Consider the following 22,159-nt stretch of genomic DNA (forward strand, 5'->3'; position numbering starts at 1 on the left):
TGTGAAGAGAATGAGTAACGGAATTTACAACATCCCAAAACCGACAAATGAGCCTGGTAATACATATGCCCCAGGTACGAAAGAAAGAGAAACGTTAAAAGCTGAGTTAGAACGCCAATCTGGTCTTGAGGTTGAGATCCCGATCATCATCAATGGTGAGGAAATCAAGACAGATACAGTGAAGCAAGTCGTGATGCCACATGATCATAAACATGTATTGGCTACCTATTCACAAGCAGGAGAAAAAGAACTTCGCGATGCAGTGGAAGCGGCAATGGCTGCGAAGGAATCTTGGTCCAATATGCCATGGGAGCACAGAGCATCCATCTTCCTGAAAGCGGCTGACTTAATTTCTGGTCCATACCGTGACGTCATCAATGCGGCTACGATGTTGGGTCAATCTAAAACAGCTTATCAAACGGAAATTGATGCTGCACAAGAATTAGCGGATTTCTTACGCTTTGGCGTGGATTATGCAAACCAAATCTATCAAATGCAGCCGGACAGCATGAAGAACATCTGGAATCGTTTAGAATACCGCGCATTAGACGGTTTCGTATTAGCGATCTCTCCATTTAACTTCACGGCAATCGGTGGAAACCTGCCGTCAGCACCTGCGATCATGGGGAACGTAGTGGTGTGGAAACCGGCTACAACGGCTTTACTATCAAACTACTACTTCATGCGTATCCTGGAAGAAGCTGGCCTGCCTAAAGGCGTTATCAACTTTGTTCCTTCACGCGGTTCTCAAGTTTCTGAAGTGGTATTAACAGACCCACGCATGTCCGGATTCCACTTCACTGGATCAACAAGCGTGTTCCAAACGATCTGGAAGACAGTCGGGGAAAACATTACTAACTACAAATCGTATCCTCGTCTAGTTGGGGAAACAGGCGGTAAAGACTTTGTCTTCGCTCACGAAACAGCTCAAGCAGACAAAGTGGTCGCTGCCCTTGTTCGCGGAGCATTCGAATACCAGGGTCAAAAATGTTCTGCCGCTTCACGTGCTTACATCCCGGCAAGCCTGTGGGAAGAAGTGAAAAACGGTGTCGTGGAAGAAACGGCTAAGCTTAAAGTAGGGGATGTCAGAGACTTCAGGAACTTCATGGGTGCGGTCATTGATAAACCTGCCTTTGATTCCATCACAAGCTACATCGACTATGCGGCTGATTCGGAAGAAGCTGAAATCATTGCCGGCGGTACGTATGATGATTCTGTTGGATACTTCATTCAACCTACTGTCATCGTGACAACGAATCCAAACTTCAAAACGATGACCGAAGAAATCTTTGGACCGGTATTAACGATTTATGTATATGAAAACGATCAATTAGAAGAAACACTGACTTCAGTGGATACTGCTTCCATGTATGCATTAACGGGTGCAATCTTTGCACAGGATCGTGAAGCGATCATGCACTTGGAACGCCGTCTATCCGGTGCAGCCGGTAACTTCTACATCAACGATAAGCCAACCGGTGCCGTGATCAACCAACAACCATTCGGCGGTTCACGCGGTTCAGGTACAAACGATAAAGCAGGCTCTGTGTTCAACATGATTCGCTGGACCAGTCCTCGTATCATCAAAGAAAACTTTGCTCCAACAACAGACATTACCTATCCGTTTATGGATGAGGAATAAATCGAACTCGGAAAAGCTCTCCCAATACGGGGGAGCTTTTCATTTTTTATTGGGGGATTTAACGCTATAATAGGAATCACAAACACTCGTGGAAAGGTAAGATTCCTATGGAAGCCATTGATATCATCCTCCAAACAGAAGACATTCATAAAGCGACGGAATTGATCAGCTCAAAACTGGGCAATCCTGTCATCATTGAAAACAAAAATTTCGAACTGATTTCATACAGTTCCTCTTCTAATAAATTCGATCAAACACAGCTGAAAACGATCCTGACGAAAAAATGTCCGGTCTTCATCATCGACCGGCTGAAAAAAGAGGGCATCGTCCACCAGCTAGAGAAACATACGGATCCGATCCGGGTGCAGGCGATGGAAGAGCTGGGATTCCATCAGCGCGTCGTCATTGCCGCCAAGTATTTGGGAAACACGATGGGATATATCTGGGTTCAGGAATCCAACCGTCTCTTGGAAAATGAAGAGCTCGCATTCCTTGAAGAAATCTCCGCACACCTTGGAACCCTGATCAATGATATGTACGCAAAGGTCAATATCAAAAAGGACAGAAAAGAAGAAGTACTGTGGCATCTCCTGCAGCACGAGTACGGGAGTGAAAGCCAGCTCCGCCATGATGCCTCCCTCGTCAAGCTGACCCTGCCGGAACGGTTCACGGTAGCGGTGTACTCGATCGCATCGTCGGACTATAAGCCTATGCTCGACCAACTGGAGAAGCTGGTCCAGGAATCCAGCTTTAACACAAAGATTTATTCACTACGGACGGAATACCAGGTGATCCTCGTTCTCTACGGAAAGTCAGATACACCGTCTTCTTCCCTGGAATTAGCAAGAGATCTCGTCGAAAAGGTGAAAGAACAAACAGGAGAAGAAGAATTCTACAATTTCCTCATCGGGATAGGGAAGGAATACACCACCTTATACCAAATGAGAAAAAGCTTCTTGGAAGCGTCAGAAGTCATCGAAACGGCTAACTTCATCAGCCCGCGTCCAGAATCCATGCCCCGGGAATTCGCTCATCTGGGTATTTACAGGTACTTGCCGACCCTTTATGAGAAAAACACATCAAAGGATTATTACAGTGATGATTTGCTGGTGTTGATCAAGAATGATGTCAAGAAGCAAACTGATTTGCTTAAGACGCTTGAAGTGTACCTGGCGAATGACGGGAAGGGGAAACAGACGGCGAATGAGCTGTTTATCCATCCGAACACGTTGAACTATAGGATCAAGAAGATACAGGAACTGACTGCGATTGATTTTAATGATTTTAATATGAAGGTGTATTTGTATACGGAGTTGTTGCTGTTGAATAATGTGGAAGCGTATTATCAGCGGTATAAGGATGCGTTGAAGGGAATTTAAACATTTTAGCCTGGGGAAATTTAAAATAGTGGGGTATTTGCAGTGAAGAAGAACGTAAGCGTCGGATATACTGTATTCAAATCAACAGGTGTAAAGGACAGAATTACTAAGGTCGATTTAATAAAGAAACAAGTAACAGGAACCGTTTCATAAAATGAGATCGTTTATATGAAAGTACTAGTCGATTTGGTCACAGATACAGTCAGTGTTGAGGGAAGCGTTGATGAGTTAGAAGGATTGGCGATGGATTACGATTCTTATATCGACATGTTTAAGAGTCAGGCAGCGTTTTTTGTGGCAAATCAAATTTCGGATCCGGAGAAGTATTATGATGAATTAACCTAATCCTTTTTAGAGTTAAAGCGGTTGCTATAGCAATCGCTTTTTCTTTAATTGTAAAGTGTTGAGTGCGTACGGTTCTGTCTCTTCTTCCACTTGATCTCTATCCCCTGAATCCATCCAGATAGCAACGGTTGAAAATAATTGATAAATGACATTGATAAAATAACTCTATAAGTGTAAAATTACACTCATAGAGGAGGGGGATAATGGAATTTTTTTCACTTCTAATGTTACAAATTTTAATAATGCTGTTATTGGTCAGTGTTTTCGCATTGATCCTCTACAAATTTTATAGGCAATTAAGTTTAATGTATCCTCTACTGGTTAGTGTATTAGCAGCCATAGCGTTTACGCTAATTTTCAATATTGATAATTTGTTGTCCTTAATCGCGTTATTATCCAACATTTTGTTTTCAATTATGGTGTATCTGGTTGCTCTTAATCAACAGAAAAAGATCAAGTGACTTTTGAACAATAGTCGAAGATCAATTAATGGATCAAGAAGGCACTGTCAGGAGGATAACATGAGAAAGTATCTAGGTTGGGCACCCATCGGAATAAGCAAAAAGCAAAGAGTTTCCTTGGTCTTTTTGCTCTTGTTTATATTATTTGATAGTGTTTAGTTGCTCTTTAACTCTGAAAATTTTAAAGCAGACTCTTTGCCTGTTATTACGTTTTTAAACATTTTACTTGCCATTTTAACACTTTTAGTATTTGCTGTTGTGTCTAAATCAAAAATTCCATATCCATTAGCCATTACAGTATAAATATCCTCTATAGGATTTACTAAGATAATTCCATACTCTTTACCAGTTTTCATTTTATAATCAAATTCTGATTTATAAGAAATATACATTGAATCCTTTTGGTCTTGTGACAGTTCATCTAATCCCATCTTTGAACTTCTTTGAGTATCCATAGATGAAAGAAGTTTAGAAATTTTAATATCTCCCCCTTCAATGTAGATAGTCTTTTTACCAGACAAGGGATTTCCTGAAATTGTATCAATAATTTCAACGTTGATAGGTGTATAGGGTATTTCTGTATAAAAATTTTCTGTTTTAGGCAGCATTTCTGCTTCTCCTACAGAAAGCACTTTCAGTTGGACTACTGACGTTTTGCCATTACTAATTAAATTTTCAGGAACTCGAGGATCTATATCCCAGCTATGCTCAGCTTCAAATGTTCCGTAAATCTGTTCGGGATTTATGGTTAGCTCTATTTGATTATTAAAAACAACTTTCTCTGCGTTTTGTCCTTCTTCTTCAGAAGCAACATTATCAGCACCTGTTTTACTTACAGTCCATAAAGTAGCTCCTATTAACCCCAGACAAAGAAATCCTAAAGCAACTTTCTTTTTAATGTTTTTCATACTAGAACGCCTTCTTTCTGATCCCCCATTTCTATCAAGCTATAAAAATAGCATGAAATAAAATTGTAACATAATTGTAATTTATTTTGGGGGGTTACAGGAATATTTTCGATTGATGAAATGGTAATCCAACTTGAGTTATATCTTGTACAGTGGGTAAAGTTCTGATTCTACCTTTTCCTATAGCCCATCCCCAAATAACCCAAAAGTAGAGTGAGAACCTTCCCTGGTTTACATTGAAATGACAGGAGAATTAGTGTATAATAGAAAAAATATTCGTATTAAGAGCTTGGTAGGAAGAACGGAAGAGATCACCTATGAAGCGACATGCATGATTTTTTCCCCTGATAGAGGAGAAAGAATGCATTCGTTTTGTGGCGAGGTCTCTTTTTCATTTAAGGAGGGTGGAGTCATGGCGCATTTCATGGATATAGTAACGAATTTCTTCTGGCAGCATGATATTTATTTCAGGATCGTGGTGAGTGCCATATTAGGCTTCATCATCGGATGGGACCGGTCATCCAAGAATAAGCCAGCCGGTTTAAAAACATATACGTATGTATCGGTTGCGTGTACCTTGATCACCATTGTCTCGATTGAAGGTGCCGAAATGCTCAGTCAACCGGACAGTGGGAAAATGATGGATCCCTTCCGACTCGCCGCCCAAATTGTATCAGGCCTCGGTTTCCTAGGGGCAGGGGTGATCCTGAAGGACGGCCTGAGGGTGAAAGGACTTACTTCCGCTGCGATGATTTTCTACGTGGGGGGAGTCGGTATCGGGATTGGAGCAGGATTTTACGGTATTGTGATCTTTGCTACCCTGGTCACGTTCATCATGACGAGGATTGGAAATTTCTTTGAAGGTCGGGAAATTACGACCGTGCGATTGCCGAAGATCGGAAAGAAGAAAGAGGATGAGAAAGAGTAGCAGAAGGCTGGGATGTAGAACTTCTAATGTTCTTTATATAAACGAATGAAAAACTGACCTGCGATTTGGCATGGGTCAGTTTTTTTGTGCAATCAGACCAGTCTTCCCTCCGATACGCAATACAGACTTTCACATGACTCCTAACCCTTGGGGGAAGAATCAAGTTCACTAGTAAAAAGCAGAGCCTGGGAATTATTTTTATCTTTCACAAGTATTTCTAATTCCAAAATATTACATGTGGTAAAATAAGGTAGTAGTGGAGCGGATGTTCCATAAGGACATTTAATCTGACGTGTGAAATGTTATAGGTAAGTTTCTTTAGATAACAATGTTTGTTACCTAGTGAATAATAACTTTGTTAATGATCTAAGATTTCATAGGGGGGATTAAGTGAGTAGAAAAAATTTATTATTATCTGTGGGAGTGGCAATAATCATCTCTATGAGTTGGTTTGCCTATCATAAAATCACTGATGATACTTATAAAGGTATGTCGATTATACCAGAGCAACACGAAGATATTCCTTTATATAAGGGATTAAAACCAACTAGAAGTCAATATGTAATAAAGGGAAATCGTTGGGAAGATATTTATGGCTTTTACATGAATAAACTTCCATCCCTTGGCTGGAAAATTGAATATGTCCAGTCAGGATTGGATGATAACGATGTTGAAAATGATTGGTCCGGCTTTTCTTCTCGATGGAGAAAAGAAGGTTTTGACGGAGAGTTATGGATTTCGTCGAATTATAATCAATTTGATGAAGAAACAGAGGTTATCTTTGATAAGACTCCTATTTATCAATCAACTTCTTGGATAGAAGAATTACCAAACAGCATTTGTATTTATGAAACCCTACACCAAGAGGATTGTGTAGTTATAGATGACAAAACGAATCTCAAAGGAATAAAAACATTAATAAATAAGGCGATTGACTGGAATGATGAGAAGTTACCTAATCGAGAGAAATCAAGTGTCATTGAGTTCGGGAATTTAGATATTAAGGTGTACTACGGAAATGATAAAGAAATTTATTTTCAATCCCAAAAAGGTACAAAAATAATGAAACCAGAACCTGAATTCTTTGAACTGACAAATCTTTCACAATAGTTCTGGGTCCATTATAGGGGTGTATGCCGAACAAGCAGCCGCCCTTCCTTCAATTACATAGCAAGCGATAGCGTATTAAGGAATAAAAACATGTTGAATAAGGAAATTGAAGTTCTAAACTTTTTAAAAGGAGAGGTAGAATGAAAGGACTGATAGTAAAATCCCCTTGGATTGAATTAATATTGGAAGGGAAAAAGACTTGGGAAATCAGGGGTTCCAATACAAAGATACGAGGACCTATCGCTCTTATAAAGAGTGGTTCAGGCATGATATATGGTGAAGTGAATGTAAATGATAGTAAAGAGTTGACCCTAAAGGATTACCAAGTAAGCAATGAATTTCATCGTGTTCAAAGTGAGAATTTTCAAGCATTACCTTATAAAAAAACGTATGCTTGGGTTCTTGAAAAGCCCCAAATTTATGAAGAACCCATTCCATATAAGCATCCTATGGGGGCAATTATCTGGGTCAACCTTTCCAGGTGAAATGTATAACTATCTTGTTCCTTTATAGGGGGATATAGATGAAGATCGGGGACTGATGTTCAACGTTTTGGTTTTTTACTTGTTCAGTTAAATAGCAGTTTAATCCATCGGAAAATAACATATCGACTTGATTCAATTGCAGGTTCCTTAGGAGGTGTTACTAAATTAAATGCTACTTCCAAAAATTCGAGAACTGGCAAAATAATTTGTCGTGGCAGTGAAGGTTGAAGTAATCTTGATTAAGTAAGAAAAGCCACCACTATTATTGCTAGAGTAGAATGGAACAACAAACTGGAGATTTGTGAGCGGAAAAAACAATAAAAATTGGTTTGATGTGTTATTACCCTTCTTCAGTTATTAGGGAGATTAACAGAAAAAAGTTACCCGAGGACAAATATAAAAGTCGCCAATTAATTTGACGACTAAAAGGGATTATCTATAAGGATTTTCATAACTGTGATAAGAAATCCCACCTTCAAGTGGTCTTTGAGTTTCTGCATCTATGATTGTATGCTTCCAATACTCTTTATTTTGGGTTTGTACAAAAGAAGCGAGGAAATAGACTTGACGATCAGGATGTATAGAAGTGGCGAGCTCTTGTTTAGGTTGACCGACATAATTTCCTGTTTTCTTTTCAAATGTCAATAATGCATCAGGTATTTCTTTATAAGACATTTTCTTTCTAACACTATATGCAGCATCCTTATACTCTATATAATCCTTTTTGTTCATTTGTTGATAAAATACATTTTCATTAGCAAACGATTTTTCGTTGTTTGCAGGATATTCAAACTGTCTAGCCGAACTTGGAATTGATAAAGCATTCAAACTTAAGGAAACCGCTAATAATATTATAAACCTTTTCACTTTATTCACCTCCAGTCTCTTCATACTTTGTCCATTAGTTAGCTAATCATACCGGAAAAAGTGAGTGAAATAGGAGATTTCATAAATAGTACCTTGTCTGAATAAGAATAGATTATAGAAAAATGTTAAATATTTCAAACACAAAGAACATTCAAACCCATAGTCATAATACTCAATAGGGAGATTATCTTGGGTATACGTTGTTTTAATTTTTATTCATCTATTTGTTGAAAGAATCGACTGCATTTCATACGGGGGTTATGATTTGAAGAATAGGTCTCTCCTTGTAATATTTTCTGGTTTAATTTGTTTAATTGCATATTGTTCTCTCTTCCAAAGAGACTTAACCATATCGAGCAATAATAAAGAGCAGCCTTTTGTTGCTAAAGAGGTATTACCAGGAAGTAAGAGTTCCTATAATCTTTCTTTAAAGATGGATAAAGATAAAAAGGTTAGTGTGGAAGCAAAAATTGATATTACCAATATATCTGAAGACAAATGGGATAGGCTAGTTTTATATTTCATTCCGAATATATTTACAAAAGAAAGTTCACCTTCGTTAGATCATCCGGCATCTGTAAATATTAAAGATATCAAATTAAATGGAACAACTTCAAATTACTCCTTAGAAAAAGACACCCTAACCCTCCCCTTAAAAACACAACTGTCTCCGAACCACAATGTCAATGTTCAAATAAACTATGATTTTACAATGCCATCAGAGGGTTTAAGATTTACAAAAGTCGGAGAAAGCCTTCATCTGGCCCAATGGTATCCTATGGTACCAACATATCGCAACGGGTGGAATAAAGAAGAGTATCAATCAAGAGGTGAAACCTATCATACTCCCTTTAGTGATTTTCAATTGGATGTAGAAGTCCCACCTTCTTATACCATAGTTTCATCAAGTGAAGACGATGACCTACTTAATGACCAAGGGAAAAAAATCAAAGTGAAAAATGAAAAAGAGATTTTCCTTGCTTTACTAAAAGATACCTTGATCTTTGATAAGACAACGACTATAAATAACGTGAATGTGCGTGTATTCAGTGATAAAGAAAGAGCTGATCAAGCAAGTGAAGTGCTAGAAACTGCGGTGAAAGCTCTGGACTATTTTCAAAAAGAATTCGGATCTTATACTGATAAGGAGTTTGATGTAATCCTTGGAGGGCTTGGGATGGAGTACCCAAATGTAGTAACTGTGGGCTCTATTTATAGTTCTAAACCAGTAGACTCAGACTCATTAAGACGTATGGTTGTTCACGAGATAGCACATCAGTGGTTCTATGGCTTGGTTAGCAATGACCCCTATAACGATGCTTGGCTAGATGAGGGTATAGCAGAGATTGCCACGCTTTTGTATTACGTTAATGAAGAGGAAGACGTTACTTTTGATTTTGGAGATCAATTTAGAGAAGAACTTAGTCTCCCCGTTAATCTTCCTTTAAACCAATACCAAAACGGTAATCAAAGTTCTTATATTTATGGAAAAGCATCTATGGGACTAGGGATGCTTTTTGAGAAGTATGGAGGAGAAGGAACAGCTAAGAAATTCCTTAAAACATACGTTGAGGAGTACAAGTTCAAAGGAATTGACACCAACGAATTTATAAGGTTTACTAAGCATTATTTTAACTTAGAGAATAATAAAGATTTTGAAGGATGGCTGAATTTGAATGAAGAATAAACTTTTTATGTGTTCCTTTTTAGGAGTGTTCCCTGAACAACTGGCACCCTTTGCTCAATTCAAGGGGGGTATTATTGTAATAATCTGAAACTAAATACTTTGTTTACAGTCTAATTAATAATACAGAGTTGTATTTAGAATATAATATTTCGGAAGGGGATTTTAAATGAGAAAGTACCTAGGTTTGGTTTCCCTTGGAGTTATAGGGTTTACTTTTTTATTATTTGCTCTTATGAGTATGAGCGGGAAAGTTAGTGGGTATGTAGGAACCAACGTCTTAATTATTGGAGCAATATTAGCTTTGGTAACTGCTCTATTGAGTAAAAAAGGGAAGGCCAAGACAGCTTCCATTTCATTATTAGGAATACTTGTAGGGGGATTTATTATACTAATTTTAGGTATTATGATGAACGGAGGTCTATAAGTTCCTTTTTTCAAGAAAAGGGGCTTTAGTTGAAAATAAGATCAAAATAAGACCACACATTTTAGAGATATCTCATATGTGTGGCTCTTTTACTATCAAGCCATGCATTCCTCTAACCCAAAACCATTTTTCAACTCCTTAAATAATGCTGAAATTTTAATACGATCTTATTTTTGATTCGCGCTAATATTTGCTTCAAATAAATCAATGATTTCCAAGAATCTCTCAGCCTCTCTAAATGTATGATCAGCTAAAAGGGGATGAATATTGCTTTTAATACGACATGCCTCGATTAATTCTCTTGCTGTTTTCTTAAAATCTCTTAACGAAACTACGGAGACTCTGTTTTGATCCAAGAACTGATCCAATAATGGTTCAGTCTCTGATTGGTGACGCATAGAATCTAAATCAACCGCTTGAAACATTAGCTGATCAAAATCATGGCTGAATTCTCTTGCCTGTTCCACCAATTGCCTTTCTGAAGGATCTAAAAGATGTCCGATGAACTTGGCGTGGTCCGCCATAATTTTTAAAAAGAATACATTTTCCTGGATGACATCATCCGGTGTAGGTGCGAGCCTGCCTTCATTTAGTTCCTTCAATCGATTAGCAAAGTAGGCTGCCTCCCTACTTGTGTGATCAATTAACAGTGGAAAATTATTATGCCTGATTTCACATCTGAGGGTTAACCCTAATATCTTTCGTTTATAACCCCATATAGCAGCAGCAGCTTGGTAAACCTCACTATTGAATGCTTGAACCTGACGTAATTCAGAATTTAAACTGTATCTAGATAATTTTTCTTCTATCCTTTCAAATAAAGTAATGAACTGTTTAGCTTCTTCAATTAGTTGTGATTGCTCATAAGTGAAACCTAAACTTAAAAATAAGGCATGCTCTTTCATGATCCTGGACCAGAATCTAATTTCATCCAACGATCTTGCAACGAATGGATTTGACATAAAATCCTCCTCTTGTTTGAATAGTCCTTTCAATATACGTGTTGAAATGTTGTCTTATTCCAAATGAACCGTTTGAACAGATTTGTGTAGGAATTGAGTTTTTCGGGAGAACGTATGGGATTATGTGTGACCTGCCGAGGAAGATCTGTGCTTTTTGTACCAAAATTTTATCGTCTGAACTTTTTTTGTCGATCGTCAATATGCTTCTCATTGAAAAACGTAAAATAGTGCTACAACTAGTTAAAGACTGGCTGAATGAACCAATTTGATGATGTCCTCCATTATGAAATTTATTCAAAAACAGGATTGACAAACCAATTATAATCCTTTACCATTACCCTAATGCTAAAACGCATCATAACTTTAATTTAATAAAGCGATATCTTCTTATCCAGAGAGGTGGAGGGACTGGCCCTGCGATACCTCGGCAACGGGTTCTTATGAATACCGTGCCAATTCCATCAAGTCATATGACTTGAAAGATGAGAAGAGCGGGACATATACATATTTTTGTGCCTCTCTTCTTATGAAGGGGGGCACTTTTTATTTTCAGCCATGTCCTTAAAACTCAGGCATCAAGAAGAATACATAGGGAAAGGAGCAAGTCTTGTATGATCAGAGTTCAGAATGTTACGAAAGTTTTCGAGGCGAAGGATGGCCCATTCACCGCATTGAGGGAAGTTTCCTTTGAAGTGGAGAAGGGAGAGATTTATGGGGTGATCGGATTCAGTGGAGCGGGAAAAAGCACGCTTGTCCGCTGTCTCAATTTTTTAGAGAAACCATCTTCGGGTGATATTTTCATAGAGGGTCGCAGCCTGAAGGAACAGTCGGCAATCGATCTGAGGAAGGAGCGGCACCGCATCGGGATGATCTTTCAGCACTTCAATCTGTTTCAATCCCGGACGGTGGCTGGGAATATCGCCTATCCTCTGAAACTGGCAAAATGGCCGAAAGATAAAATCAACGAAAGAGTAAAGGAGTTGCTCGCGTTTGTCGGGCTTGAAGACAAAGCGAAGCATTATCCTGATGAATTGTCTGGAGGGCAGAAGCAGAGGGTGGGGATAGCTAGAGCACTGGCGACGTCGCCTTCGATCCTGCTCTGCGATGAAGCAACCTCCGCCCTTGATCCTCAGACGACGGAATCGATTCTGAACTTATTAAAGAGAATCAACGCGGAGTATGGGATTACGATCGTAATGATCACCCACGAAATGGGGGTCATCCGTGAAATCTGTGGTAAGGTCGCGGTCATGGAAAATGGAGAAATCGTGGAAGAGGGAAGCGTCTTCGATATCTTCTCTAACCCCCAGACCTCGACGACGAGAAACTTTGTGAAGAGTGTCATGAATGATCAGCTGCCGGCATCGGTTCTCGACAAATTGAATGACAGCAAAGAAGGGCGCATCTGCCGCCTCATTTTCAAGGGGGATTCGACGGGCGCGCCGATTCTTTCCGAAACGGCAAAGAAATTCAATGCCCACATCAATGTATTGTTCGGCCAGATCACGGAACTTCAGGGCAAGCCGTTCGGGAATCTCATTGTACAGATCATCGGCAGCAAGAACGAAACGGAAGAAATCCTGGAATATTGGAAGAACAGATTATTCGTAAGCGAGGTGGAGAAGCGTGCAAGTTAACTGGGAATTATTCTGGCCAAGAATTATAGAAGCGACATGGGATACTTTGGCGATGGTGTCATTCTCCCTTCTATTCGCAACGTTGATTGGGCTTCCCCTCGGCATCATCGTCGTGGTGACGAGGAAGGGGCACTTACTCGAACATAAAGCCGTCTTTTCCGTACTCAGCAGCATCATCAATGTGTTCCGTTCGATCCCCTTCATCATCTTGATGGTGGCCATCATCCCCTTTACAAGATTGGTAGTGGGCACATCGATCGGCACGGCGGCAGCAGTCGTACCGCTTGTCGTATTTGCGGCACCGTATATTGCAAGATTGGTAGAGAGCTCGCTCCTTGAAGTGGAGCCGGGGGTCATTGAAGCGGCCGAGTCCATGGGGGCCGGACCGTGGCAAATCATCTTCGGGATCCTCATTCCGGAAGCATTGAGTACACTGGTCCTGAATATTACGATTGCAACCATCGGGCTTGTCGGGGCATCAGCCATGGCCGGGGCAGTCGGAGGCGGTGGTCTTGGGGATCTCGCCATCGCTTACGGATATCAGCGATTTGAAACATCCGTCATGATTGTGACCGTCATCATTTTAATTGTGATGGTCCAAGGACTGCAGACAGCAGGGAATACATTATCAAAAATCATCAGAAGACGTTAGGAGAGAGAGATATGAAAAAAACAATCAGTCTAGCAAGTATCGCGATTCTATTAATTACCTTGATTTTGAGCGGCTGCTCGGGAAACAGTGCATCCGGCTCAGGAGATAAAGAAGTCGTGAAAGTCGGAGTGAATGGATCCGGGGTGCCGATTTGGGAGTATATGAAAGAGAAAGCAGCGAAGGAAGGGATTGACATCGAGATCGTGGAGTTTGCCGATTACGTGAGGCCGAACCAGGCCCTGGCCGATGGGGATATCGACCTGAACGCCTTCCAGACGATTTCGTATTTTGATTCTTTCGTGGAAGAACATAATCTGGATCTTGTACCGATCGGCTCGACGCTCATCGCGCCGATGGGCATCTATGCGGAAAAATATAAATCGGTAGAAGACTTACCGAAAGGCAGTACAGTAGCCGTCCCTCAAGAGGCGACGAACCTCGGCCGTGCCCTTCTCCTGTTGGAGGAAGCAGGTTTGATCCAACTGAAAGAAGGATTTGATCAGTCACAAGGTCTTGAAGCCATCAAAGAAAACCCGAAAAACCTTGAATTCACACCGGTCGTCGCTGCCCAGACACCTCGGGTACTGCCGGATGTTGCGGCATCGATCATCAATAATGGTGTGGCTGTTGAAGCAGGGTTGGTCCCGGTTGACGACAGCATCTATATCGAAGGGTCGGAATCCAAGCCGTTCATCAATATCATCGCCGCTCAGGAAAAAGATAAAGATAATAAAACCTATAAAAAGATCGTTGAGCTCTATCAGGAAGATGACGTAGCGGAACATATCAAGAAAACATACAAAGATTCCCTGATCCCGACATTCGTGCCGGTCAGTGAATTGCACTAGGAGGGAAAAGAGATGAGTCAACCAGCAGTGATTGCCGATCGTAAACACAACATCCTATCAGCAGTGGATCAATTGGCTGTGAAACTCGTGTCGACCAGCCATCAGATCCACGACAAACCTGAAATCGGAAACGAAGAGTTCTTTGCTTCAGAGACCTTGACCACCCTCCTTGAAGCTAACGGGTTCTCCATTGAGAGGGGAGTGGCGGGTCATGAGACTTCCTTTGTGGCACGCAAACATTCAGGGGAAGAAGGGGCGGTCATCGGCTACCTGGCTGAATATGACGCCCTGCCTGGACTCGGGCACGCCTGCGGCCACAATATCATCGGGACGGCAAGCTGCGGGGCGGCCATCGCCCTGTCGTCCGTACTCGAGGAAACAGGAGGGGAAGTAGTGGTGTTCGGTACTCCTGCCGAGGAAGGCGGCCCAAACGGAAGTGCGAAGGGCAGTTTTGTAAAAGCAGGCTTGTTCGAAGGAGTGGACGCCTGCATGATGGTCCATCCGTTCAACCGGACAACGCAGACAGGGAAAACCCTTGCGGTGGACCCCCTTGATTTCGAATTTAAAGGAAGGTCTGCCCATGCGGCAGCTTCCCCTGAAGACGGCATCAATGCCCTCGACGGTGTGATCCAGCTGTTCAACGGCATTAACGCCCTTCGCCAGCACGTGACCGATGATGTACGGATCCACGGCATCATCACCCACGGCGGGGATGCGCCAAACATCGTCCCTGACTACGCGAAAGCCCGCTTCTATATACGCGCGGCAACCAGGGAAGCGTGCAATGAAGTCACGAAGAAAGTAAAAGCAATCGCTGAGGGAGCGGCCCTCGCCACCGGGACGAAACTGAATGTCATCAAAATTCAAAATGAAGTCGACCACTTTCAGCTCAACCGCCATTTCGATCAGGTATTCCAGCGCTCCATCGAGTCACTAGGGGAACCCTTCGACGATACGGAACGAAAGGGACTCGGCTCATCAGACGCCGGAAACGTCAGCCGGGTGGTCCCTACCATCCATCCCTATATCAAAATCGGCCCCGAATCCCTCGTCGTACACACGAATGAATTCAGGGAAGCGGCTAAATCCACCGAGGGTGACCGTGCCCTTGTGATCGGGGCAAAGGCACTTGCGCTGACAGGGTATGAGCTGTTGACAGATAAGCAGCTACTAGAAGAAATATGGAAAGAGTTCGGTACAAGTAAATAAGGACGAAAAGACAGCCAAATCAGGGCTGTCTTTTTATGCGTGAAAGAGATGAGAAGCTTCATGGAGAATGTTCCAATGTTTAACAAAAACAAGAAAAGGATAAAGAATACATGAGAGATTGTATCGTAATAACCAAAGAAAGGTGAATGACATGAAAAAATTACTGATAGCAGGAAATCTTTTCTTCGCACTCTCGATACTGGGCGCATGCGGTTCAGAAGAGGCTGAACCCGAAGAAAATACTTCAGGCGACACGGCGGAAATGAGTGACCAGCAGGATTCGAAGGAAATGGACGAACCGGCAGCCGAACCTCTCGACAGTGAAAAGCTGCAAGAACGAATCCAAAAGGGGATGGATCTTGATTCCTATTCTGCTGAACTAACAGCGATGGAGGAAAAAGGAGAAACGATCGTCGTCAAGAAATACAACTTGACCGGGAATGAAGAAATTAAAGCACAAATCCTCCAATCGGCAGACGGGTTTGTCGCAGTTGAAACGGATGGACTTGAAGTCACAGATGTCTCATACTTCAAAACCATGCAGGAAGTCGAGGATCATCTGAACGAGAAGGATATGGAAGAAGATATGAGTGGATAAAGGTTTCATACCATTAAAAGAGCATTCGAAATCCGAACTGATTTTTCCTTCAGGGAGTCAAATTAGTTCGGGTTTTTTAAGTTTATCGAAAAAAGTAAAGAACGAGCTCCTTTATTAACTGAAGGAGGTATTAAAAATCCATTTAATGGAAAATTATTTAACTTATAGGGTAGCGCAGTAAAGATATTCTATGACTTGCTGACTGCTTATGAAGCATTTAAATAACTGAACTCACATACTTTAAAATAGGTCATTTGACTATTACAAAGTATGTGGAGGTTAAAATGTTGAATTTTCATGCAGCGCGACAGATGGTACCTCATCCAATTCTTCTGGAGGCAACACAAATTGCCTCAAATCAAATTTTATTGACGTATGATAAGAGGACTGATTTGAGTTCAGCAACAAATGTTTCAAATTATTGGATCAGAAGTAATATGGGTCCTGCTGATATTGCGAGTGTAGGAATGAAGGATGCATTAACAGCAGAGAACGCAATACGCCCCGATATGGCAACGATCACACCGGCTGACAACTCGAGGATGAGATACATCCTGACCTTTAGGGTTAATGCAAAGTCCGGTGTAATGTATACTGTGCTCCCTTGTTTTGTTAACCTAGAGGGAATGACTGGTTTTAGGGGAGAAAACTGGGCTCCTTTTAGTAGAAATATGTTTATTGGCAACTGATTTAGTTGTTGAACTTCAGCCGCACTCGTCGGCAGGGAAAAGCTGCAGGAACGGATTCAAAAGGAGAAACCACTCTTGTCAAAAAATACAACTTGTCCGGGAATGAAGAAATAAAAGCACAAATCCTCCAGTCCTCAGACGGGATTGCTGGCAGTCGAAACAGAGGGACTTAAAGTCACAGATGTCTAGAACTTCAAAACCATGCAGGAAGTCGAGGATCTTCTGAACGAGAAGGATATGAGTGGATAAAGGTTCAAGACCATTAAAAGAGCATTCGATAGTTTTCTAAGTGAAATCCGAACTAATTTACCTTTATGGAGTTAAATTAGTTCAGGTTTTTTTATTGTTTATTGAAAAAAGTAAGGAACGAGCTCCTTCTTTGAGAAGGTGCTTTTATTACCTTAATTTTAGAAGGAGCTCTGATATTCTCATTACATAATTTTATGGAGTTCTTCCATTATAATGCCAGTTTAATTGAACAACTCTCTATTCCAAAATTGACAAATATTACAAAATAACTAAAAAGCATTAAAGAGATACTGTTAGCTCAATTCTACGTTCTATTTTCTTTTTTTAAATATAAAAGTTATAAAATAGACAACGGTAATTACTGAAATAAATCTGTAAAAGGGGCATCAAAAAAGCCCCATCATTTTGATGGGACCTTTCAATAATTAGTCGGCTTCTATTCGGATTGCTTGGATTTTTTCACAATCAACTATTAATGTTGAACCTGGTTCTGTTTCATTATCTACAAAGAAAGCACAACAATTTTTGGGATTTAAACTAATAAAAACTACATCTTCTAATATTTGTCCGCCTGACAAAAATACGTCAACTTCTGTTTGGGTTTGTAACTTTCTTAACTCATTACATACACACCCCTTACAGTTTGTTTTGTGGTCATTTCTGTCATTATTGCTTTTTTGCCAATATCTTTCCTTGCATTTTTTACAATTACAATAGTTTTGTTTTTCACTCATTATATATTTCACCTCCTTTCTCATAGAGTAGGGCCCTACACAAGTAGTATATGAGAAAGCGAAGGAAATGGTTGGACAAGTATAGAGGTCAAAAACACATTTTTTGTTAAGAATCAAAATATTTATAAAAAAAAGGATCTTTAACGGTCCCCATTACTTATGTGTAGTTCGCAGTTCAAACATGTTCAATAAGCAATACTAATAGACGATTTCCTGAAAAATGGTATCGACCTTCTTCCATAAAGGGGGAAATAACTAAAGATCAGTTATTGATCCGGCTATTGCCCTTCTTAAATTATTGGGCAGGTGAAGAAATAGAAAAAAATGAGGTGCAGATATGAAGATAGCTGTAAATTATTCAAATGAGGCGAAGCAATTAGTAAAAGACTCTGTAATTGATATTGATATGTTTAAATGTCCAGATTTTAGCAAGGAAATTATCCAACAAGCGAGAGAACAAAACCTTGTTATATTCATTTTAATTTAAATGCTGGTAGTGGACAGATGAAGGGGATCGATTTGGCACTCATGTGGAGTTATTCAAGTAAAGGGGGCGTTTGCTGAATAAGCAGCCTCCCTGTTGTGTGAGTATCCGGCAGCATTGGTTAAGATTGAAGAGTGTAAGGGTGTTTGACGTGATTTCTTTTGAAACTAACGAAATTAATAAATGGAAGATTGAATTAGAAATTATGAATTCAAACCCTTCTTATAATCAGATGTCTAAAAGTAAAAGCACTATTAACTACGATGATATCCTTTCTGAGTATGATGAATCCAAGAAATTAAATACTACTAGACTGCTAATCAAGCAGGGTAATAATTACATAGGATTAGTGGACTACTGCATAAATAATCCCTCTGATAATACTCCTTGGATTAGTTTATTTGTTATTCATAAGAAATTCCAAGGGTCAGGTAACTCTCATGAAGTTTTTGAACTTCTAGAAAGTCTGGTTAGGAAAGAAGGAAAAACAAAATTACATTTGGCGGTTCATAAGGAGAATGAGAAAGGTTTGTCGTTTTGGTCTAGGATAGGATTTAATAAGGTCAAAGTAATAATTTTCGAAGGAAAACCACACTATTGTTTAGAAAAGGATATATAGCGTTATTCCGTAAACGGGGGCTTATCCGGAACAGGATGAGATTCTTTTTTGTTTGAAGTTTTTCTTGAGTAAGCTGTTTGATTTTGAAATAATTGGTATTAGGTTAAAGTCCCCATGTGAATAAACTACTCACTGGATAATTTATTAATGGACGAAACTAGATTATGGGGGAAGGATAAATGAAAACAAATCTTTTAAAGATACTTGAAATTATCAAACTGGGAGAAAAATTAAAATTTGAAATGAGGCACAGTTGGCTATCTAACGGTAGGCAGGAAAGTGTAGCGGAGCATACCTGGAGGGTCACCTTAATGGCTATATTAATAGAACCCTATTTAAAACAGAAGGTAGATACCTCCAAATTACTAAAAATGATTACTATCCACGATTTGGTTGAGGCAGAAGCCGGGGACATTCCTGCATTTAATACGATGGATAATCATGCAGTTAAGGAAAAAAAGGCATCAAATGAGATTAAATCAATAGAAAGGATAAGGGATACTTTAGGAAATTCATTAGGGAACGATTTATATGATCTATGGTTCGAGTTTGAAAATAAAGAGACATACGAAGCAAAAGTGGCAAATGCTTTAGATAAATTAGAAGCACAAATTCAACATAATGAAGCTGATTTATCATCATGGTTAGAAATTGAGCACAGTATGAGCTTTATGATGGGCAAACACGTAGAGTTTGACCAAACTCTACAACTATTAAAGGATTTAATTGAAAGTGAAGCTGAAATGAAATTAAAAAAAGCAGGAATAGATACGGAAATAATTAAAGATACTCTCCTGACTAAATAATAATTTTTAGGACTCCTATCTAATTACACCTAGAGGGGATTCTGTTTTCTATTCAACAAACGGGCAGCAGTTTAACGGAACAATTCGAAACTTAAATAAGTGGGGGTTCCGTCTAACTGAGTATTTTCCAAAAGGGGAGTTTAAAGGGAGAGGGATTGTTAAGGTGGAAAGAATAAATACTGATATTAAATGTATATTCTTTGATGCTGGTGGTGTCCTCTTTGATACTTTTCAAAAAGGAGACGACAGGGTAAGGAATCTCCTTATAGCTAGAGGGTATCAAAAAGAGGAAATTGATAAGGCGATACTTAAAGCAAAACAACAAAAGCTAACCTTTATAACGAAATGGGAAGAAGAAGAACATTACTACAAGAGTTATTACGGAACAATAGCTGAAGAACTTGGAGAGGTTGAACTAACAAATGAATTGTTGTTTTTTGCTCACTTTGCTGCTCATTGTGAGTTGTTTCCTGAAGTGAAAGGAGTCTTAGATTCACTAAGCAAGAAATATAAATTGGGGGTAATCTCGAATGCAATGCCTAGTATGGACTGGATTTTTGACAAGCTGGACATTAGAAAATATTTTGATGAAATTGTATTGTCTGCTTTTGTGGAAACTGAAAAGCCAGGAGAAACAATTTACAACATAGCATTAAAGAAGTTAGGAGCAACTGTAAACGAAAGCATTTTTGTAGATGACATCATCAAAAATGTGCAAGGAGCAGAAAATGTAGGAATAATGGGGATTCATTTAGATAGAAAAAAGACAAATTTATTAGAATTAGTAAAAGAACTAAACCTCTTATAACGCTTTAAACGTGGGCAATAACTAGAGATCAGCTAATTGATCCTTCAATTATTGGGCAGGTTAGTTGAAGAAGGGGCTTTGTTTCAGAGTGCAGAAGATCTAAGGAGAAATATGGATTAACAAATGGATTGCAATAGTTGGGGGAACCGAAAATGAAGGAAGGAATTTATAAAACTGCAGATCAATTGATAAAGAAAACAAAAAGAATAGATACTGCAATTGAGATAAATAACTTAGTAACAAATAAAGCTGGATTTAGTAACGATATCACAATGTTCCATCTTACTTACTCTCAAGGTGGAGATATATTTTCCAATGAAGTCGTCTTAAAAGAATTTAGTGAAATTGAAAAATTTAATAAAGAATTAAAGATTCTAAAGAGTAAGGCAGTAAATTCGAACATAAATATTCCTACTGTTTATTTTGAAGATGAAGAAAAGAGAATAATGTTGATGGAACTAGTCAAGGGAGCTACATTGGATAAATATTACTTAGCAAACCCAGAGGATATGCAGTCAATATTTAGAAAGTTTGGTCTCACGCTTGCACAAGTTCACTCAATTTGCACTGATGCGGTTCATGACTGTTTTACGGATAACGATTTAAGACAAGAAGATTATATCAATTTTTATATTGAAAGTTTAAAAACAAGAGTTGAGAAGTTTGAAGACCCTGTATACATAAATTGCCTTCATAATATTTACGATATGTTCAAATCTGTTTCATTTACTAAAGTTTTAAATCACGGTGATTATCATTTTTGGAATACAATAATAACTAATGAAAATACATTGTGTATTTTGGATTGGGAAAAAGCTTTTATAGGAGATCCTCGTTATGATATTGCAAATACACTTGTTTTGGGATACTCGATGTTCGGGACTAGCTTCAAAGAACCTATGTTAGATGCTTATCAGAGCATAACAAACAAGAGAATTGAGCATTTGGATTGCTTTGAAGCTTTATTAAGTTTTGACTCATTTACTAAAGTGGTTCCTATAATACAAGGTGCTGCTGACTCACATATTCGTGACAGGTCGTTTGAGTGGTTAAAGAGACGTTACGAACTTTTTGTAAGACATAACGGAAAGAGAATAAATGAAGCAGAAGAATACTTATTTTCTAAAGGTGTACCATTCCAACTTTAGTATTTTTCCTTCTTCAACTAATGGGGGCAATAACTCAAGATCAGCTAATTTATCCGGCTATTGCCCTTCTTCAATTATTGGGCAGGTTTCTTTAAGAATATGATATTAAAATGTAATGTTTGAGAGGTTATTTTGTTGTTTTTGTTGTTTTTGATATTAGCAGCAAGCATTTTAGGATATCTCTTAGTTCCGTTAGATGAAATCGGTGTAGTACTTGCTTTCGGAATAATTCTAGGATGTTTGGTGAGAGGGCTTTATTATTTAAAAGAGATCCACCTGGAATTACTAAGAAAATAGGAGAATTTATTTACTTTTTCTGTTAAAGGGCAGAAGTTTAACCGAGAAGAAGCACTGAAATTAAGTATTAAATGGACAAATATTGATCGCCCAATCTTGCTCACAATGCAGTGCTTTGTAATAATTGGTAGTATTAGGAATAATTTATTATATAAGTTAATGGGAAGGAGAGTGTTCTTAATA

23 protein-coding genes and 1 riboswitch are annotated in these 22,159 nt (G+C 39.2%); of the genes, 19 read left to right on the forward strand and 4 right to left on the reverse strand.

Annotation, left to right across the window (positions count from 1 at the left end; translation table 11 throughout):
* Nucleotides 1-10: 10 nt before the first annotated feature.
* From pruA to CN378_RS22830, 3 genes are all read left to right on the forward strand, one after another.
* Nucleotides 11-1,642: an L-glutamate gamma-semialdehyde dehydrogenase gene (gene pruA, locus CN378_RS03070; RefSeq protein ID WP_098350467.1), complete on the forward strand. Its 1,632-nt coding sequence runs from the start codon at nucleotides 11-13 to the stop codon at nucleotides 1,640-1,642.
* Between the two features lie 107 nt (nucleotides 1,643-1,749).
* Nucleotides 1,750-3,021 carry a PucR family transcriptional regulator gene (locus CN378_RS03075; RefSeq protein WP_098350468.1) on the forward strand — a complete coding sequence of 424 codons (1,272 nt, stop codon included), beginning with the start codon at nucleotides 1,750-1,752 and terminating at the stop codon, nucleotides 3,019-3,021.
* Nucleotides 3,022-3,189: 168 nt separating this feature from the next.
* Nucleotides 3,190-3,366, forward strand: coding sequence for a hypothetical protein (locus tag CN378_RS22830; RefSeq protein WP_257140973.1), 177 nt, complete (start codon nucleotides 3,190-3,192; stop codon nucleotides 3,364-3,366).
* A 616-nt stretch (nucleotides 3,367-3,982) separates the two neighbouring features.
* On the opposite strand, the gene CN378_RS03090 is transcribed toward CN378_RS22830, so the two are convergent.
* Nucleotides 3,983-4,735: a hypothetical protein gene (locus CN378_RS03090; protein WP_098350470.1), complete on the reverse strand. Its 753-nt coding sequence runs from the start codon at nucleotides 4,733-4,735 to the stop codon at nucleotides 3,983-3,985.
* A gap of 424 nt (nucleotides 4,736-5,159) precedes the next feature.
* On the opposite strand from CN378_RS03090, the gene CN378_RS03095 reads away from it, so the two are divergent.
* The 3 genes from CN378_RS03095 to CN378_RS03105 all read left to right on the forward strand — a co-directional run bounded on the left by CN378_RS03095 (nucleotide 5,160) and on the right by CN378_RS03105 (nucleotide 7,258).
* Nucleotides 5,160-5,663: an MgtC/SapB family protein gene (locus tag CN378_RS03095; protein WP_098350555.1), complete on the forward strand. Its 504-nt coding sequence runs from the start codon at nucleotides 5,160-5,162 to the stop codon at nucleotides 5,661-5,663.
* Nucleotides 5,664-6,053: 390 nt separating this feature from the next.
* Nucleotides 6,054-6,773 (forward strand): hypothetical protein, encoded by a 720-nt coding sequence (locus CN378_RS03100; RefSeq protein WP_098350471.1) that lies wholly within the window; start codon nucleotides 6,054-6,056, stop codon nucleotides 6,771-6,773.
* Between the two features lie 140 nt (nucleotides 6,774-6,913).
* Nucleotides 6,914-7,258, forward strand: coding sequence for an ASCH domain-containing protein (locus CN378_RS03105; protein ID WP_098350472.1), 345 nt, complete (start codon nucleotides 6,914-6,916; stop codon nucleotides 7,256-7,258).
* A gap of 432 nt (nucleotides 7,259-7,690) precedes the next feature.
* On the opposite strand, the gene CN378_RS03110 is transcribed toward CN378_RS03105, so the two are convergent.
* Nucleotides 7,691-8,125: a hypothetical protein gene (locus CN378_RS03110; RefSeq protein WP_098350473.1), complete on the reverse strand. Its 435-nt coding sequence runs from the start codon at nucleotides 8,123-8,125 to the stop codon at nucleotides 7,691-7,693.
* A 265-nt stretch (nucleotides 8,126-8,390) separates the two neighbouring features.
* Here CN378_RS03110 and CN378_RS03115 point away from each other — a divergent pair, with 265 nt between their 5' ends.
* Together CN378_RS03115 and CN378_RS03120 are read left to right on the forward strand one after the other, a co-directional pair.
* Entirely contained in the window at nucleotides 8,391-9,812 is a 1,422-nt protein-coding gene (locus CN378_RS03115) for a M1 family metallopeptidase (RefSeq protein ID WP_098350474.1), read from the forward strand.
* 166 nt (nucleotides 9,813-9,978) lie between these two features.
* On the forward strand, nucleotides 9,979-10,236 hold the full coding sequence (locus CN378_RS03120; protein ID WP_098350475.1) for a hypothetical protein: 258 nt from the start codon (nucleotides 9,979-9,981) through the stop codon (nucleotides 10,234-10,236).
* Nucleotides 10,237-10,403: 167 nt separating this feature from the next.
* On the opposite strand, the gene CN378_RS03125 is transcribed toward CN378_RS03120, so the two are convergent.
* Complete coding sequence (locus CN378_RS03125; protein ID WP_098350476.1) at nucleotides 10,404-11,198, reverse strand: DUF2935 domain-containing protein; 795 nt, start codon at nucleotides 11,196-11,198, stop codon at nucleotides 10,404-10,406.
* Nucleotides 11,199-11,582: 384 nt separating this feature from the next.
* Nucleotides 11,583-11,687: riboswitch (SAM riboswitch) on the forward strand.
* Between the two features lie 122 nt (nucleotides 11,688-11,809).
* On the opposite strand from CN378_RS03125, the gene CN378_RS03130 reads away from it, so the two are divergent.
* From CN378_RS03130 to CN378_RS03155, 6 genes are all read left to right on the forward strand, one after another.
* Nucleotides 11,810-12,835 (forward strand): methionine ABC transporter ATP-binding protein, encoded by a 1,026-nt coding sequence (locus tag CN378_RS03130; protein WP_098350477.1) that lies wholly within the window; start codon nucleotides 11,810-11,812, stop codon nucleotides 12,833-12,835.
* On the forward strand, nucleotides 12,825-13,487 hold the full coding sequence (locus tag CN378_RS03135; RefSeq protein ID WP_098350478.1) for a methionine ABC transporter permease: 663 nt from the start codon (nucleotides 12,825-12,827) through the stop codon (nucleotides 13,485-13,487). Before CN378_RS03130 ends, CN378_RS03135 begins: the two co-directional genes overlap by 11 nt.
* Nucleotides 13,488-13,498: 11 nt before the next feature.
* Nucleotides 13,499-14,335 (forward strand): MetQ/NlpA family ABC transporter substrate-binding protein, encoded by an 837-nt coding sequence (locus tag CN378_RS03140; protein WP_098350479.1) that lies wholly within the window; start codon nucleotides 13,499-13,501, stop codon nucleotides 14,333-14,335.
* 12 nt (nucleotides 14,336-14,347) lie between these two features.
* Nucleotides 14,348-15,544, forward strand: coding sequence for a M20 family metallopeptidase (locus CN378_RS03145; protein ID WP_098350480.1), 1,197 nt, complete (start codon nucleotides 14,348-14,350; stop codon nucleotides 15,542-15,544).
* A 151-nt stretch (nucleotides 15,545-15,695) separates the two neighbouring features.
* Nucleotides 15,696-16,142 carry a hypothetical protein gene (locus CN378_RS03150; RefSeq protein ID WP_098350481.1) on the forward strand — a complete coding sequence of 149 codons (447 nt, stop codon included), beginning with the start codon at nucleotides 15,696-15,698 and terminating at the stop codon, nucleotides 16,140-16,142.
* Nucleotides 16,143-16,426: 284 nt separating this feature from the next.
* Nucleotides 16,427-16,831: a hypothetical protein gene (locus CN378_RS03155; protein WP_098350482.1), complete on the forward strand. Its 405-nt coding sequence runs from the start codon at nucleotides 16,427-16,429 to the stop codon at nucleotides 16,829-16,831.
* A 674-nt stretch (nucleotides 16,832-17,505) separates the two neighbouring features.
* Here CN378_RS03155 and CN378_RS03160 read toward each other — a convergent pair.
* Nucleotides 17,506-17,814 carry a hydrolase gene (locus CN378_RS03160; protein ID WP_098350483.1) on the reverse strand — a complete coding sequence of 103 codons (309 nt, stop codon included), beginning with the start codon at nucleotides 17,812-17,814 and terminating at the stop codon, nucleotides 17,506-17,508.
* A 337-nt stretch (nucleotides 17,815-18,151) separates the two neighbouring features.
* Here CN378_RS03160 and CN378_RS22500 point away from each other — a divergent pair, with 337 nt between their 5' ends.
* The 5 genes from CN378_RS22500 to CN378_RS03180 all read left to right on the forward strand — a co-directional run bounded on the left by CN378_RS22500 (nucleotide 18,152) and on the right by CN378_RS03180 (nucleotide 21,679).
* On the forward strand, nucleotides 18,152-18,301 hold the full coding sequence (locus tag CN378_RS22500) for a hypothetical protein (RefSeq protein WP_179884785.1): 150 nt from the start codon (nucleotides 18,152-18,154) through the stop codon (nucleotides 18,299-18,301).
* A 148-nt stretch (nucleotides 18,302-18,449) separates the two neighbouring features.
* The gene (locus CN378_RS03165) at nucleotides 18,450-18,917 is read left to right on the forward strand and encodes a GNAT family N-acetyltransferase (protein ID WP_142323565.1); all 468 of its coding nucleotides are present in this window, start codon (nucleotides 18,450-18,452) and stop codon (nucleotides 18,915-18,917) included.
* Between the two features lie 179 nt (nucleotides 18,918-19,096).
* Complete coding sequence (locus CN378_RS03170; protein ID WP_098350485.1) at nucleotides 19,097-19,723, forward strand: HD domain-containing protein; 627 nt, start codon at nucleotides 19,097-19,099, stop codon at nucleotides 19,721-19,723.
* A 163-nt stretch (nucleotides 19,724-19,886) separates the two neighbouring features.
* Nucleotides 19,887-20,531, forward strand: a complete 645-nt coding sequence (locus CN378_RS03175; RefSeq protein ID WP_098350486.1) for an HAD family hydrolase — start codon at nucleotides 19,887-19,889, stop codon at nucleotides 20,529-20,531.
* A 152-nt stretch (nucleotides 20,532-20,683) separates the two neighbouring features.
* Nucleotides 20,684-21,679, forward strand: coding sequence for an aminoglycoside phosphotransferase family protein (locus tag CN378_RS03180; protein ID WP_098350487.1), 996 nt, complete (start codon nucleotides 20,684-20,686; stop codon nucleotides 21,677-21,679).
* Nucleotides 21,680-22,159 lie beyond the last annotated feature (480 nt).

Source organism: Bacillus sp. AFS015802 (genome assembly GCF_002561455.1).
In the GTDB taxonomy this organism is placed as follows: Bacteria; Bacillota; Bacilli; order Bacillales; family Bacillaceae_B; genus Rossellomorea.